Origin of the sequence: Arthrobacter sp. Leaf337 (assembly GCF_001423745.1) — a bacterium.
Classification (GTDB): domain Bacteria; phylum Actinomycetota; class Actinomycetes; order Actinomycetales; family Micrococcaceae; genus Arthrobacter.
This window is the reverse complement of the sequence record NZ_LMPC01000008.1, coordinates 1-14,509: the sequence shown is the minus strand read 5'-3', so window position 1 is coordinate 14,509 and position 14,509 is coordinate 1. Positions and strand designations below refer to the sequence as shown.

Here is a 14,509-nt window from a genome sequence, read left to right as displayed (position 1 = left end):
CCTACGGTGTGCTGATAGGAGAAACTCTAGGCAAAAAGCCGCAACAAGTGTTCCCTGATTTACTCAGGAAATGCCGCTGGTGGGTAAGATAATTGCGTGATTGACCACATTGACAGAAATATCTTGCGCCACCTGAAAACGGATGGCCGGATGACTGCCACCGCCCTTGCGGCAAAGGTGGGATTGACGGTCGCGCCGTGCCACCGGCGGCTGCGGGACCTGGAGTCATCAGGGGTGATCCGCGGCTACCGCGCGGACATCGACCCTGCCGCCGTCGGACTCGGGTTCGAGGCCATCGTTTTTGTGACGCTGCGGCAGGTGGACCGGCCCACCATGGAGATCTTCGAGAACCGCGTGGCGGACAATCCCAACATCGTGGAGGCGCAGCGGCTGTTCGGCTCGCCGGACTACCTCCTGAAGGTCATCGCCGAGGACCTGCCCGCCTACCAGCGCTTCTACGACTCCGAGCTCACGTCGCTGCCCGGCGTCGAACGACTCACATCAACCCTGGTGATGAAGAACCTGAAGTCCAACGCCGGTCCGCCGGTTTAGGCGGGGTCCTGCCCGTTTAGCGGCAGCCGGCCAGTCAGGCTGCCGGGCTGACGTGGACGATGATCACCTGGGTGTCCTTGGCGCCGTCGTACCGGAGGTCGTAGTTGACCTCCAGCCCGGTGGACGTCCCCGGAGTGATGGAAAAATCGCTCTTCCCTTCAGGATCCTTCTCCGTCGAGGAAATCCACCGCTCAGCGGAGCCGCCGTCGATTCCGTAGCGCTGTACGCCGTCGCGGATCAGGCCGAAGTACTCAGCCGCCGAATCGGCGGTGAGGAAGTAGGTCACTTCACTGAAGTCGGGGCTCTGGTCCGTGGTGTTGAACCGGATCCGATCCGTTTCGCCCGCGATCTCGCCATTGGGTGCCACAATCGTCAGCGCGATCTTGCCCGAGCCGCGGGTGTTGATTTCCGGACCGTAGCTGTCCTCGGTAACCCGCACGTCAGCCTTTTTCAACGAACCCGAACTCATGTCCAGCCGCGCGGTTTTGGTGGCGCGGATCTGATCCACTCCGGCGGCGTCGAGGGTGGAAAATTCGGAGGTGCTCACGGTGCTCCCTGCAGAAGATGATGCGGCGGACGTCGGTTCGGTGGCGTTGGGGCTGCTGATCTGGCAGCCGGTGAGGGCAAGGCTTCCGGCCAGGCCCAACACGGGCAGGACGCGGCGGACGACGGCGGCCTGCCGCCTAAGGCGCGGGCGGACAGACGGAAGCGCGGGAATCACTGGTGCACCTCGGCGTCGAAGCCGGAGACAAAGCGGTCCATGATGCCCGGAATATTGTTGGTGGGACGGTACTGGTCCACCCGGTCGTTGAAATCCGAGCCGATGATCTGCCGAGCCCCCGCCGGGTCAGTGGCCAGCAGGTTTTGGTAGGCCGGCAGGGTGTCCTGCTTGATGAGCTCCCAGCGCTGATCGGCATTGGCGATGTTCCCATCGGGGAAGCCGGTGGTGAAGTCCGTGCGGAACTGCGTGGGGTTGTCCCAGTTGGTGAAGGGCACGTTTTCCGGCCCCGGACTTTCCACGCTGAACTTGTACGGGAACACTTCGGGGTAACTCCTGGCACCGGGGATGGACGGTTCACCGGCCAGCGTCACCATGTAGGTCACGGCCTCCCCGCCCGGGTGGCTGCGCATGGTGTCGTAGTCGTCTGCAATGATTTCGTTCTGCTCCCGGTACAGGAGCGTGGTGTTGCCTGCCTGCACCTGCGCAGGGTCGCCGGAATCGACCTGGGCCCAGGCGCGTGCCGTCGGGTGGTCGATCGCACCGGAGTCGCGGAGGCGGTTGATCTCGTCCAGGCCACCGTCCATGTAGGCCTGGTGCTGCCGGGCCTGGTCCAGGAAGATCTCCTTGTTCATGTCCAGCATGCTGGTCTCGTAGAACTTGATCTCCTGGTCGGTCATGCCGGCCAGTTGTTCGATCTGGTCCAGCATCGGCAGCGGAATGTCCGACGCCGGGTTGTCGGCGATCTGCTGTGCGAGGTCCCGCATCACGGCCATGTCCTTGAATCCGCCGGCGAACGACGGGCCGATCATGTTGGCCATCCCGGCCCACTGCAGGTCCGGGTTGGACAGGTAGGCCTGTCCGTAGAAGTCGTAGACCTTCTTGATGGTCTCCCAGTTGTACTCCGTGCCCTTGGACGTATCCCAGTCAGCGGGATCGATTCCCATGTCCCGCATGGCCTGCTGGTTCCAGTAGTCGGTGAGGAACGCCGAATATTCCGGCGAAGTCTTCTCGATCAGTCCCGCGTCGGCGGCAGCGTCCAGGGCGGACTTTGCGGCGTCCGGGTTGGCCAGCGCCCACTGCTTGAACTCATCGCTTTTCAGGTAGTCCTGGCGTTCCGCCGGCGTCATACCGTTGAGCTTGTCCGTCAGTTCCTGCGCGGCGCGGTCCGCCGGCGGGTTGCCGCCGCCGGACCCGCCGTTGCCGCCGCCCGCTGAACCGGTGCTGGCATGCTCCTGCTGGTCGGCGTTCCGCTGCAGGGCTTTGGAAGCGTTCTGGATCCCCGCGGCAGCTTCCCGGAGCGCCTTCGTATGCGCTCCCTTCCAATCACTGCGGAAGCGGTCGCCGTCGTTGCCCTTCCACGGGCTGGAGGCGATGGAGCTGCCCAACTGTTGGCCCAGCTGGTCCAGCCGGCTGGCACCTTTCGCCAAGTCTTTCGCGAGCTGACGTAGCTGTGCAACGTCCGCACCGTAGAAGTTCCCCGCCACATTTCCCCCTGTTGAAGTCCACGGCCAGCCTAATGCCTCGTGCTGGAGGCGGCGATGGGGAGAAGTCCCCTAGAGCGGGTACTCCGCAGCGCGGGGTCAGGCGTCCAGCAGTCCGGTGGTTCGGTACGGGATGACTTCGCGCAGGAACATGCTGGTGGATGTGCGGACGATGCCGGGGCAGAGGCGGATCTCCTCGGACACGCGGTAGAGGTCGTCCGGGCTCTTGGCCACAACGCGAATGAGGAGGTCGGTGTCGCCGGCCGGGGCATGGCATTCCAGGACTTCGGGGATCTTGCGCAGTGCGGCAATGGCTTCGTTCAGGTGGCTCTGGTCCAGTTCAGCGCTCACTGCTGCGGCCACGCCGCGGCCCAGTGCCGAGGGCAGCACGCGGCTGCTGTTGGGGCGGAGGGCGCCCGACGCCGTCATCCGCTCCAGGCGCGACTGCACAGTTCCGCGCGCCAGGCCCAGCTTTTGCGCCAGCACCATGATGGGCACGCGGGGGTCGTCGTCCAGTGCGGCAAGAATCCGCCGGTCCGTCGGATCCAGTTCCTGCAATCTGATCACTTCCTGCCTGGTCGCGCGCTGACGACTGATCAGTCTGATCAGTGAAGCGCATGCTCGTTGCGCCTACTGTAGGTCTTCTGCTGATATGATGGCAACAAAGGGACGCAGGCTACCGCCGGATCCCGCAGGCTACAGGACCCCCGGTACACCACCCGGTCCCTGGAACAGGTTTCCCGCAAGGAGGCCGCCGCTGATTGACACTTGTTCACGCATCGTCTTTCCGCAAACACGGCAAGAGCCCCTGAGCTCCCGACGTCGGATCCCCGAAGTCATCGGTAGCTGAGGGGCTCTTGTGTTGTTTGCACGTGTGTTGTTCGGGGCGCCACTAACCTCCATGGTCAAAACGCCTAGGCTGGTGGCATGACTTCAGCCGGCCGCTTTGCCCCGAGCCCTTCCGGCGAACTCCATGTTGGAAACCTCAGGACGGCGATACTCGCGTGGCTGTTTGCCCGCTCCACCGGCCGGCGGTTCCTGATGCGCGTGGAGGACCTGGACCGTGCCCGAGCGGGTGCTGAGGCGGAGCAGCTCCGTGATCTGGCGGCCATTGGCGTGACCTGGGACGGCGGCGTCGTGCGCCAGACCGAACGCGAGCCGCTGTATGCGGAGGCGATCCGTGGACTGGCTGGCGCAGGGCTGACGTATGAATGTTTCTGCACCCGGCGTGAAATCCAGGAGGCGCCGTCCGCGCCGCACGCCCCGCAGGGCGCCTACCCGGGGACGTGCCGGAACCTTGACCCGGCCGAACGGGAGTTCAAAAGGACCATCCGGCCCGCGGCCATCCGGCTGCGTTCGGCTGTCACCGACTGGACGGTGGAGGACCGGCTGCACGGAACCTACACGGGCGTGGTGGACGACTTTGTGCTCCGCCGCAATGACGGGGTGACTGCCTACAACCTGGCGGTGGTGGTGGACGATGCCGCGCAGGGTATTGACCAGGTGGTCCGTGGGGACGACCTGCTGCCGTCCACGCCTCGGCAGGCATACCTGGCTTCGCTGTTGAATATTCCCGTTCCGGAATATGCTCACGTACCGCTGGTAGTGAATGCCGACGGCGCCCGGCTGGCCAAGCGCGACGGAGCCGTAACGCTGGCCGACCTGGCCGACGCCGGACTGGACGCCAGCCGGGTTCGGGGCATCCTTCTCGAATCGCTCGGGCTCCCGCCGGGACCGCTGCCGCGGGTCCTGCAATCCTTTGATCCGTCGGCGCTGCCGCGGGAGCCGTGGGTGTGGCCAGGTGTTCCGGGCACGGGCACGGGCAAAGCCACAGGCGCCTAGGCGCGTAGGCTGGAACCATGCCAGACACAGGAACCACGGACGCAAGCGTCCCCCAGCCACGATTCACTGTTGAGACGGCGAAGGTCCTCGCCGAAGTGGCGCACAACCGTCAGAAGGACAAGCTCAAGCGGCCGTACCGCGAACATGTCCTCGCCGTCGGGGATGCCCTGGCGGATTTCGACGACGACATCCGGATTGCCGGCTACTTGCACGATATTGCTGAGGACACCCCGATCACCCGGCAGGCACTGCTGGATATGGGCGTCTCCGAGCGCGCGGTGGGCATCATCGAGCGTGTCACCAAGCGGCTGCACGACAACCCGGACGATTACCAGGCCGGCATCCGGTTCATTGCCGAGGATCACGACGCCACGCTGGTCAAGATCGCGGACAACGCGCACAACTCACTGCCGGAGCGCGTCAAGGCCCTGGCTGAAAAGTGGCCGGACAAGCCGCCGGTGACCCGCTACGACGAAGCCAGGCCGGTGCTCTACGACGCCGTCCCCGTCGAAGAAGTCCGCAAGATCCTGGCGCGGGTGAACCCCTGGCTGCTCGAGGAACTGGACGACCGCCTGGACGAGGCGGACGATACCGACTACGAGAACCTCTCCTACGAGTCCTAGCGGATGCCCTCCCACAGTTCGCGCTCCCAGGCCCGGGGGTCGTACACCACACGGGAATCGGTATTGAAGAGCATGGTGGTCCTGCGCTCGAGGTCGTAGCCCGGCCAGCCGGGATCGCCGGTGGCGGCGAACGAAACCCAGGCGGCGTGCATGGCATCAGCCAGTTCCTGCGGCGGTTCTGCCCCGAGCAACGGTCCGAACAACCTCGAGTGCGTGTCCAGGCTGTCGAAGACGAACGGCACTTCCACGGCATGGACTGCGCCGAGGCCGGGCGCTGGCCAGGCGAACTCGTACATGAAAGTACGCGCTGAAGTCGCCGACGTCACGTGGGCATCGGCCAGGCTGAGTGCCGGAATCCGCACCCACCAGTCCGTTTCCACAGCGGCGAGCACGTCGCCGGGAGCACTGTCCGGATAGTGGGAGCGGTACTCGCGGTATGCCGTCTCGGCGGGAAGCCCGTATGCCGCAATGGGCGGGAAGCCGTCCACGCTCCTCGATTCCACCAGGTCCTGCTCCGTGACCTTCGCGATGACACCGGTGATGGCGAGGAACAGCTTCCAGTCCTCGGTATTGGTGCCGACCACGACGTCCACCGTGGACCCGGCGCCGGCAGCGATCCGTTCGATGGGGCTGCGGGGGATGACGTCGCCGTCGATTGTCGGTTGCCAGAGCATCGAGCCGGAGACCACCTCTTGTCCCCAGCGCGCGGGGTCCGGGCCGGCAAAGAGATCCGCCTTCAACTCCGCCTGTGCCGCGAGGAATCGCTGAGCGGGTACCGCTGCCATTGCCTCCCGGGTTGGCGGAACCCCCAGCTTCTCGGCAAGGAACCCGCCGATTCTTTGGGCGGTCTCGGTGGGGATCGCATGGTGGGCTGCGCCGCTCTGCAGGATGGCCCGCCGGAACAGGCCCTCGGCGCGCGGCATCGAGAGAAGGACGCCGATGCTCATGGCACCCGCTGACTGGCCAAAGACAGTGACGTTGCCGGGATCACCGCCGAAAGCTGCGATGTTCCCGCGGACCCACTCCAGGGCAGCGACCTGGTCGAGGAGACCGACGTTGGCCTGCCCGTCACCAAGGTCCAGGAAACCGTCCGCGCCCACCCGCCAGTTGATCACCACACATACGGCGCCGTCCCGGGCGAAGTTCCGGCCGTCGTAGGCCGCCGTCGAGCCGATTTCGAACGCGCCGCCCTGGATCCAGACCATCACCGGCAGGCCGGCGCTGCCCGGGTCCGGTGTCCAGACGTTGAGGTTCAGGCAGTCCTCGCCGGCCAGCTCAGCGTCCCATTCCGTGCCTGCACTTTCCGGGGGAGCCAGCTGGAAGGGAGCTGCGCCGTAGTGGGTGGCGTCGCGGACTTCTGTCCAGGGCTGGACGGGCCGCGGCGGACGGAGCCGGTTCGCTCCGGACGCGGGCGCGGCGTACGGAATGCCCAGGAAACGGTGCACGCCGTCCTCGACGCTGCCGCGCAGCTGGCCATGTGTGGTCGTGACGACAGGGTTCATGCTAGCCACCTTCACGGGCGGGGGCTTCCCGCCCCAGTGTCACTCTGGCAGCCGCGGCGGTGCAGTTGAAGGGTCGAAGGTCACCCCTTGGGGGTCGGGCCTGTCGAGACCGCCCGTTCCATCTGCTCCAGCGCTGCGTTCATCCTGTGGGTGCCGCGCTTCTCGTCAATGACAATCGAAACGCCCAGCGCCAGCACGATCACCAGCAGGCAGACGGGCACCGAGACCCCGGCGGCGGCGAGCCCCACGCTGCCGGCCAGCGCCGCGAGGACGCCCGCGGCCACGGCAATGACAGTGCGGTCCACGCAGATCATCACGCTGAACATCGCCGTAAGCGAGGCCTTGAAAATGGCCACGGGCACGGCGATGCTGGCCACGGCCAAGGCGGCGCTGATGTGTGCCTCGTGGTCGATGTAATAGGCCGCCACGTGCAGGCCTGCGCCTGTTGCCGCGATGGCCGCGAAGATGGGGATATGCCCGTAGCCGAAGAAGAAGGAGCGGTGCCGCTGGAGGTGCAGGGCCCGGCCGGCGGGCAGGATGAAGTAGATCCACCACATACCGAACGCCAGCGCCGTTCCGCCGAAGCCCACCAGAGCCGCGTCCACGCTCCAGCCGTGATTGGACACGATGGCGCGGAGCGTTTCGATCGCACCGATCAGGCATTCGCCGAGGGCAATGATGGCCAGCAGGCCGTAGCGCTCGGCAATGTGGTGCGCGTGCCACGGCGTCCGCATGGAGCGCTCGGCCACGTACGGCGTCGCCATTTCCAGCACGTACAGGGGCACGGTCATCAGAATGGTGGTGAGCAGGTCCGCCTGGATGACCAGCACCGCGATCCAGCCGAGCTGCACCACCCCAAGGTAGGTTGCGTAGCGCAGGCAGGTCTGGCGGCGGGCCGGGTCCTGCCGCGCCGCACGCAGCCACTGGAACACCAGGGCCAGGCGCATGATCACGTAGCCGCCCACGATCACGGCGTTGTCCACATGGGTGCCTTCCACCAGCGAGTGGAAGAGGGGTTCGATGCCCATGGTCAGAATCAGCACGCCAAGCAGCTGGATCATGGTGACCACCCGGAAGACCCAGTCGTCGGTGTCGTACGCGCTGGCGAACCAGGTGAAGTTGATCCACGCCCAGATCACGGCAAACATCGTGAAGGAGAACCCCAGCAGCCCTGCACCGAAGTGGGCCTCGGCAATCTCGTGGGCGAACTGGCTTCCGGCCACTCCGAACGCAATGACAAAGGTGAGGTCGAAAAACAGCTCCAGCGGGGTGGCTGCCCGGTGCTGCTCATGCGGGTCGCGGCCGCCCATGCGGGCCATGGCGTGCCGGAGGGGATTGTTGGACATGGCTCAAAGAGTACCGGCGGGAACGGCAGCTGCTCCAGACCGCCCGGTCCGCGTCCGCAGCATCAAGCCGATGTACACGAGGTCGAAGACGCTGCAGAGGGCGCCGACGCCCAGAATCAGGGGCGAATGGGTGTACCAGCCGAACACGATAGTGGGCGCCAGTGTTCCGATCCATTTGGCGACGGCGATGAGCAGGGACTGGCCCCTGGCGCCGCCGCGGGCGACGAACATGGCGATGAACAACCCGGACATCAGCAGGTTCTGCAGGAACGCCGAGTAGCGCGGAGCCGCGTCCCAGCCGAACTCCGCGACAAACAGCAGCTGCACGGCAAGGGCGGTGACCCCCAGGAGCAGGGCCCAGGCCAGGAAGAGTTTCCGCGTCACCCACGCTGGGAGCTCGGCCCGGCCGAACCTGAAGAACGTGTACAGGATGGCAACGTCCGCCAGCGCCCACACGATGTTGAACACGCCTTGGACGGACAGCGCGGTTGCCACGGAACGCGAGGCATAAATGGCTTCCCACGCGAAGTTCAATGCCAGGGCTGCCGCCGGGATCGCATAGCTCCGGTCCCGGAATCCGATCCGGATTGCCTCGACGTACACCGCCGTCCAGGCGATGCCGCTGACAACCGTGAGGAACAGAATCAACCCGGCTGTTACACCCGGCCCAGCGAGTCGATGTCCTCAAGGAAGTCCTGGTGGACCTCCTTGCTCACCGTGGTCCGGGTGTCCGCAATCGCGTCGAGATAGTCCTGCGTGGCGGGACCCTTTCGGACCGCGTCGCGGACTGACACGGTGCCCCCGGACGCCAGCCCGCCGTCGTCGTACACTGCCTTTTCCAGGGCACGCTGGGATGCGCTCCGGGCGGCGTACTCAATGTCCGCGGGGGAGAAGCCCTCGGTCCGGTCCACCAGCAGCTCCACGTCCACGTCGTCCACCACGGCAGCCGGAATGAACCGCTGCCACATGGCCTCCCGGGCCTGGCGGTCGGGCAGGCCGATGGGGATCACGTAGTCGAACCGGCCGTGGCGCAGGAAGGCAGTGTCCAGGGCGCGGATGAAGTTGGTGGCGCAGACCAGCAGGCGGCCGGGCTGCTCGCGGAAGGCCGGGATGATTTTCAGGAGCTCGTTGGTGACGCCTTGGAGCGGCGACGGCGGCTCGCCAGAGCGCTGGGACGCAATCTCCTCCACCTCGTCTATGAATACAACGGCATGTTCCAGCTCGGCGATCTCCAGGAAGGTTTCCCGGAGGGCTCCGGCCAGGCCCTTGGGGTCGGCCGCGAGCCGGGAGGGGAATACTTCCACGAAGGGCCATTCGAGCCGGGACGCGATGGCCTTCGCGAACGTTGTCTTGCCGGTGCCGGGAGGGCCGAAGAGGACGACGGCGCGGGGCGGCACCACGCCGAATTCGTCCGCCAGGTCCGCCTCGGCAAGGGGGAGCACCAGACGGCGTTCCAGCAGTTCCTTTTCGTTGCGCATGCCGGCCACGTTCTCCCAGAGGTCGCGGGCCAGGATGCGGCCGCCAAGGAGGCCCAGGGGTTCGAGCTCCTGGCGCTGGACCGGGATGGTCCGTTCGAAGTAGCGCAGGTTTTTCTTGAGCACGAAGCCCCGGCTGAGGAAGGCCTCCACCCGGGTTTCGGACTCCGGCATCAGCGCGGACAGCTTGTTCAGCCCGTGCGGGGCCATCCGGTTTTCGACGGCGGCCAGCAGCGAGGTGCCGATCCCGCGTCCGCGGTATTCGGGGAGGGTGGCCAGGAAAACGATCCAGCCCTGGTCGTGCGCGGCGCGACCGACGGCGGCGCCCACCACCATATCGCCCTGCACCGCCACCACGGCGTGGTCTTTTTCGCAGGAGGCCAGGACTTCGGAGAGCGCGTAGACGGGCTCCACGTTGGTGGCCTTGAGCGATTCCCAGAGGTGCAGGATGCCGTCAAGGTCGGCCGAATGGAAATCCCTGATCCGCCAGGTGGTCATGAGCGTTTCTCCTGTGGTGGTTCGTCGTTGAGCCAGCGTGAACTTCTCAGCTGAGCATATGCGAACCGGCGCTCCGCAGGGTTGCGGCGGCGTTGCATTACGCCGCCGCAACCCGGCTACCGCACCTATCCGCCGCTCCTACAGCGCTCACAGACACTTGCGGCCCGTCGCCGACTCCGCCGCTACTGAGCCGCGGTGGCCAGCAGCTCCTTCATTTCCTTGATTTCGGACTCCTGGGCGGTAACGATTCCTTGGGCGAGCTTCACGGCGTCGCTGTTCTGCCCGTCGGCTATTTCGGCCTTTGCCATCTGCACGGCGCCCTCGTGGTGCGCAATCATCTGGGTGAGGAACAGCTTGTCAGCTTCCTTGCCCTGTGCGGCGTCGAGTGCCTTGAGGTCGTCGTCGCTCATCATGCCGGACATACTGTGGCCTGCTTCGCCGTGCCCGGCCATGGCGGTGGGTTCGTTCCAGCCCTTGAGCCAGCCGTTCATCTGGTCGATTTCCGGGCCCTGTGCGGCCTTTATTTTGGTGGCCAGCTCCGTGACGGCCGGGTTGACGCCCTGCTTGCCGAGCATCATGGCGCTCATTTCCACGGCCTGTGCGTGGTGCGGAATCATGGACTGGGTGAATAGCGTGTCCGCGGAGTTGTGGCCCATGGAGTCAGGGCTGCCGGCTGGCGCGGAACTGGAGCTCATGGCCCCGTGGTCCGCGGGCATCGTTGAGGAGCCGGTGGTGGCATTCGAGCCGCAACCGGCGAGTGTGATGACCGCGGCCAGGGCAGCGGCTGAAAGAGTGATTGGCTTCTTCATGTAAGTGGTGTCCTTCGGGAATCCGGCATGGGTGCCGGGAGGGGCGGCTGCCTGGCTTCGGTGCGCGGGGGTTCAACGCGGGGAACAGGCATCCAGCGGGCAGGTGGAAGCACCGGAAGCGTCACGGTGCAGTTCCCGCTTTACGTCCGGCTAATCGAGAGTTCGCCGGGCGTTGGACTGCCGGGCATGTGTGTGTACGCGTGCAGCACCCGGCCGGTGTCCACGGACGGTTCCGGACCGGTGAAAGATGTGGTGCCGGGGGGCGGCGCGGACAGGACCGTGGTGGCCGGTGCGGGAATGCAGCTTGCGTGCGGGGCAGCCATGTCACCGGTTTCGCCGGTGGAGACGCATGACGGCGGCGGCTCCGGTGCGCTGCTGCCCATGGGCCGGGCGGACGCCGGATCCAAGGCTGCGGCGTGAACTGTGCCGTCCGCCATGGCATCGGGCGCCACATGCGCCGCTGCACTCGGTGCCGCGGCGTGGGTTGCGTGGGCGCCGGCGGGAGAGGCTGCCAGGGCACCCGGGCCGTGCTGCGTGTGCGCGGACGCTATGACGTGCATGCCGATGAATCCGGCCAGGATTGCGAGGACGCCAAGAAACAGGGCGGCCCGAAGCCGACGACTCACAGGGAGGGACAGGGAACCGGCAAATTGAGGCACAGCATTCTCCCTTCCCTTGGTACCGCGTGGCAGTGCGGCTGTAGTGTCCGCACCGTTCAACGAAGGGTGCGGCCCTTAGATTCCCAGCGTACCCATTGTGTTCCGCAGCGTGTCTGCCGAATGCTGCAGAGCCGCCAGTTCGCCGTCGTCCATGGGCGTGTGAAGCACGCGGTGCACGCCGCCGCGCCCCACGATACTGGGAAGGGACAACGCCACGCCGGAGATTCCGTAGGGGCCGTCCAGGACGGTGGACACGGGCAGCACGGCGTTCTCGTCCCGGAGCAGGGCTTCCACGATGCGCGCGCCGGAGAGGCCGATCGCGTAGTTGGTGGCACCCTTGCCGGCGATGACCTTGTAGGCCGCCTGCGTCACTTCGCGGGCCGTCTCGGTGAGGTAATCCGCGGTGAAGACCCGTTCGCCGTCCACTTCCCAGTCCCGGATGGGGACCGGGCCGATCGTGGCGCCGGACCACACCGGGAACTCCGTGTCGCCGTGCTCGCCCACCATGCTGGCGTGGACACTGGCCACGGAGACGCCGGCACGGCGGGCCAGCAGCCAGCGCAGCCGCGACGTATCCAGCACGGTGCCGGAGGAGAAGACACGTTCCGGCGGCAGCCCCGAGATCTGTTGCGCCGCCACGGTGAGAACGTCGCAGGGGTTAGTGACCAGGACATAGACCGCGTCCGGGGCATGCTGGAGCAGTTGCGGCATGAGCTGTTCGAGGATGCGGACGTTCGTTCCGGCCAGGTCCAGGCGCGTCTGGCCCGGCGCCTGTTTGGCGCCGGCCGTGATCACCACGACGTCGGCGCCTTCAGTCACGGCGATGTCTCCGCCGCCGGTGACGGTGGCGGCCGCCGCGGCGAACTGGGTGCCGTGGGCGAGGTCCAGGACCTCCGCCTCCGCTTTGAGGGCATTGACATCGAATAGGGCGATATTGCTGGCCGAACCCCGGATCAGGGCGGCGTACGCCAGTGAGGTGCCGACGCTTCCCGCTCCCACCACCGCAAGTTTGGATCCTGACATGAGCTACCTCTTCCCCGGTCCCGGAGTGCCAGGACCCGCGCTAGTGGTGGAACTGCACGCAATGGCTTCATGCGCTATTGAAACGCTTCGCCGGTGGAACGCGTGGCTAGCGGAATGTGTTTAGCTCTTGTTCTTCGCCCCCGGGCCCGGGCGGTTGGCGACCAGCGGGTACGGGCCGGTGAAGCCGTCGCGGACTGCGGCGAGCTCGAGGACACGGTCCCGGCAGAGACGCCAGCCCAGCATCAGCGCCGGAATCACGATCACCAGCGAGGCGATGGTCCAGGTTCCCACTGGCGAGTCGAAGGCCATCAGGACCAACACTGCCAGCAGGAACGCCAGCGTGATCCAGCCGGTCACGGGGGCGCCGGGCATCCGGAACGCCGGGCGGAGGAGTTCGCCGCGCTTGGCCAGCCGGGCCAGCTGCATCTGGCACAGCACAATCACGGCCCAGGTGCTGATGATGCCCAGGGATGCCACGTTCAGGACAATCTCGAAAGCTTCGGCGGGAACGATGGCGTTGAGCACCACACCGAGGACGGCCACCGCCGCAGTCAGTGCAATACCGCCGTAAGGGACGCCGGCCTTGTTCATGCGGGACGCGAACTTCGGAGCGGAGCCGGTGACGGACATGGAGCGCATGATGCGACCGGTGGAGTACAGGCCGGCGTTGAGCGAGGACAGCGCCGCAGTGAGGACCACCAGGTTCATGATGGCGTCCACGCCTTCGACGCCGATGGAACCAAAGAACGTGACGAACGGGCTTTCGCCGGCTTTGTATGCGGTGTACGGCAGGAGCAGGGAGAGGAGCACCAGGGAGCCGACGTAGAACACCGCAATCCGGAAGATCACCGTGTTGATTGCCTTGGGCATGATCTTTTCCGGGTTCTCGGTTTCACCGGCCGCGGTTCCGATCAGTTCGATCGAAGCGTAGGCGAACACCACGCCCTGCATCACCACAATGGCAGGCAGCAGCCCGTTGGGGAACATGCCGCCGTTGTCCGCGATCAGGCTGAAGCCAACCTGCTGGCCGTCCACGGGCGTGCCGAAGATGACGAAGTAGATGCCCACCACCAGGAAGGTCACCAGCGCCACCACCTTGATGAGCGCGAACCAGAACTCCAGCTCGCCGAAGACCTTGACGGAGATCAGGTTCAGGCCGAGCACCAGGATCAGGGCCGTCAGCGCCCACACCCACTGCGGAACGTCCGCAATGGGTGCCCAGTACTTCTTGAAAAAGTTCATGTAAAGCGCGACGGCGGTAATGTCCACGATTGCGGTCATCGCCCAGTTCAGCCAGTACAGCCAGCCGGTGACGAACGCCGCCTTCTCGCCGAAGAATTCACGGGCATAGGAAACGAACGATCCCGACGAGGGACGGTGCATCACGAGCTCGCCGAGGGCGCGCAGGATCATGAAGGCGAAGAATCCGCACACTGCGTAGCTGATGATGAGGGCCGGTCCGGCGGTGGCAAGCCGGCCGCCGGCGCCCATGAAGAGACCGGTACCGATCGCGCCGCCGATGGCGATCATCTGGACCTGCCGGGGCTTGAGTCCCTTGTGGTAGCCCTCATCCTCGCGGTGGAGGGTGGCTTCTGAGGCGTGGGCGTGTGCCGGGATGGTGTGGTCGGTGATGGCCTGCTTTTGGGCCGGCTGCTTTTGGGCAGTGTCCTGCTGGGGCTGTGTCATGAAGGGTCCTTAGGTGGGGGACTACTTGCTGAGGTTGGCCAGGCGTTGCGGGCTGAGGAGCTCTTCCAGTTGCTCGGCGGTGAGCAGTTGGTGTTCGAGGACGAGTTCGGCGACGCCCTTGCCGGTGGCGAGGGCTTCCTGGGCGATGGCGGTTGCGGTGGTGTAGCCGAGGTGGGGGTTCAGGGCTGTGACCAGGCCGATGGATTGTTCGACGGTGAGGCGGAGGTGTTCGGTGTTGGCGGTGATGCCCCGGACGCAGCGTGCCGTGAGGGTGCGGCAGGCGGCTTCGAGG

14 protein-coding genes and 1 pseudogene are annotated in these 14,509 nt (G+C 66.0%); 3 read left to right on the top strand and 12 right to left on the bottom strand.

What is annotated here, in order from left to right; translation table 11 throughout:
- Positions 1-96: 96 nt before the first annotated feature.
- Positions 97-552 carry an Lrp/AsnC family transcriptional regulator gene (locus tag ASF98_RS07755; protein ID WP_082506758.1) on the top strand — a complete coding sequence of 152 codons (456 nt, stop codon included), beginning with the start codon at positions 97-99 and terminating at the stop codon, positions 550-552.
- 34 nt (positions 553-586) lie between these two features.
- On the opposite strand, the gene ASF98_RS07750 is transcribed toward ASF98_RS07755, so the two are convergent.
- From ASF98_RS07750 to ASF98_RS07740, 3 genes are all read right to left on the bottom strand, one after another.
- Positions 587-1,273 carry a hypothetical protein gene (locus ASF98_RS07750; protein ID WP_235505699.1) on the bottom strand — a complete coding sequence of 229 codons (687 nt, stop codon included), beginning with the start codon at positions 1,271-1,273 and terminating at the stop codon, positions 587-589.
- Positions 1,270-2,757: a WXG100 family type VII secretion target gene (locus ASF98_RS07745; RefSeq protein ID WP_055799820.1), complete on the bottom strand. Its 1,488-nt coding sequence runs from the start codon at positions 2,755-2,757 to the stop codon at positions 1,270-1,272. Before ASF98_RS07745 ends, ASF98_RS07750 begins: the two co-directional genes overlap by 4 nt.
- A gap of 96 nt (positions 2,758-2,853) precedes the next feature.
- On the bottom strand, positions 2,854-3,321 hold the full coding sequence (locus ASF98_RS07740; protein ID WP_055799817.1) for an Lrp/AsnC family transcriptional regulator: 468 nt from the start codon (positions 3,319-3,321) through the stop codon (positions 2,854-2,856).
- A gap of 360 nt (positions 3,322-3,681) precedes the next feature.
- Here ASF98_RS07740 and gluQRS point away from each other — a divergent pair, with 360 nt between their 5' ends.
- Positions 3,682-4,596 carry a tRNA glutamyl-Q(34) synthetase GluQRS gene (gene gluQRS, locus ASF98_RS07735; protein WP_055799814.1) on the top strand — a complete coding sequence of 305 codons (915 nt, stop codon included), beginning with the start codon at positions 3,682-3,684 and terminating at the stop codon, positions 4,594-4,596.
- 17 nt (positions 4,597-4,613) lie between these two features.
- The gene (locus ASF98_RS07730) at positions 4,614-5,219 is read left to right on the top strand and encodes an HD domain-containing protein (RefSeq protein WP_055799812.1); all 606 of its coding nucleotides are present in this window, start codon (positions 4,614-4,616) and stop codon (positions 5,217-5,219) included.
- Here the strand turns inward: ASF98_RS07730 and ASF98_RS07725 are convergent.
- From ASF98_RS07725 to aspA, 9 genes and pseudogenes are all read right to left on the bottom strand, one after another.
- The gene (locus ASF98_RS07725; protein WP_055799809.1) at positions 5,216-6,721 is read right to left on the bottom strand and encodes a carboxylesterase/lipase family protein; all 1,506 of its coding nucleotides are present in this window, start codon (positions 6,719-6,721) and stop codon (positions 5,216-5,218) included. The genes ASF98_RS07730 and ASF98_RS07725 overlap by 4 nt on opposite strands.
- 80 nt (positions 6,722-6,801) lie before the next feature.
- Positions 6,802-8,067 carry a low temperature requirement protein A gene (locus ASF98_RS07720; protein ID WP_055799806.1) on the bottom strand — a complete coding sequence of 422 codons (1,266 nt, stop codon included), beginning with the start codon at positions 8,065-8,067 and terminating at the stop codon, positions 6,802-6,804.
- 3 nt (positions 8,068-8,070) lie between these two features.
- Complete coding sequence (locus tag ASF98_RS07715) at positions 8,071-8,715, bottom strand: transmembrane-type terpene cyclase (protein ID WP_055799803.1); 645 nt, start codon at positions 8,713-8,715, stop codon at positions 8,071-8,073.
- A gap of 8 nt (positions 8,716-8,723) precedes the next feature.
- The gene (locus ASF98_RS07710) at positions 8,724-10,040 is read right to left on the bottom strand and encodes an ATP-binding protein (protein ID WP_055799801.1); all 1,317 of its coding nucleotides are present in this window, start codon (positions 10,038-10,040) and stop codon (positions 8,724-8,726) included.
- A gap of 182 nt (positions 10,041-10,222) precedes the next feature.
- A complete protein-coding gene (locus tag ASF98_RS07705; protein ID WP_055799799.1) occupies positions 10,223-10,849 on the bottom strand; it encodes a DUF305 domain-containing protein in 627 nt (208 codons plus the stop codon).
- 140 nt (positions 10,850-10,989) lie between these two features.
- Positions 10,990-11,508 carry a hypothetical protein gene (locus ASF98_RS07700; protein WP_055799795.1) on the bottom strand — a complete coding sequence of 173 codons (519 nt, stop codon included), beginning with the start codon at positions 11,506-11,508 and terminating at the stop codon, positions 10,990-10,992.
- Positions 11,509-11,583: 75 nt separating this feature from the next.
- Entirely contained in the window at positions 11,584-12,531 is a 948-nt protein-coding gene (locus tag ASF98_RS07695; RefSeq protein ID WP_055799793.1) for an L-lactate dehydrogenase, read from the bottom strand.
- A 120-nt stretch (positions 12,532-12,651) separates the two neighbouring features.
- Positions 12,652-14,217 carry an amino acid permease gene (locus ASF98_RS07690; protein ID WP_200939325.1) on the bottom strand — a complete coding sequence of 522 codons (1,566 nt, stop codon included), beginning with the start codon at positions 14,215-14,217 and terminating at the stop codon, positions 12,652-12,654.
- A 21-nt stretch (positions 14,218-14,238) separates the two neighbouring features.
- Positions 14,239-14,509: pseudogene (gene aspA, locus ASF98_RS07685) on the bottom strand (aspartate ammonia-lyase); the annotation flags it as partial.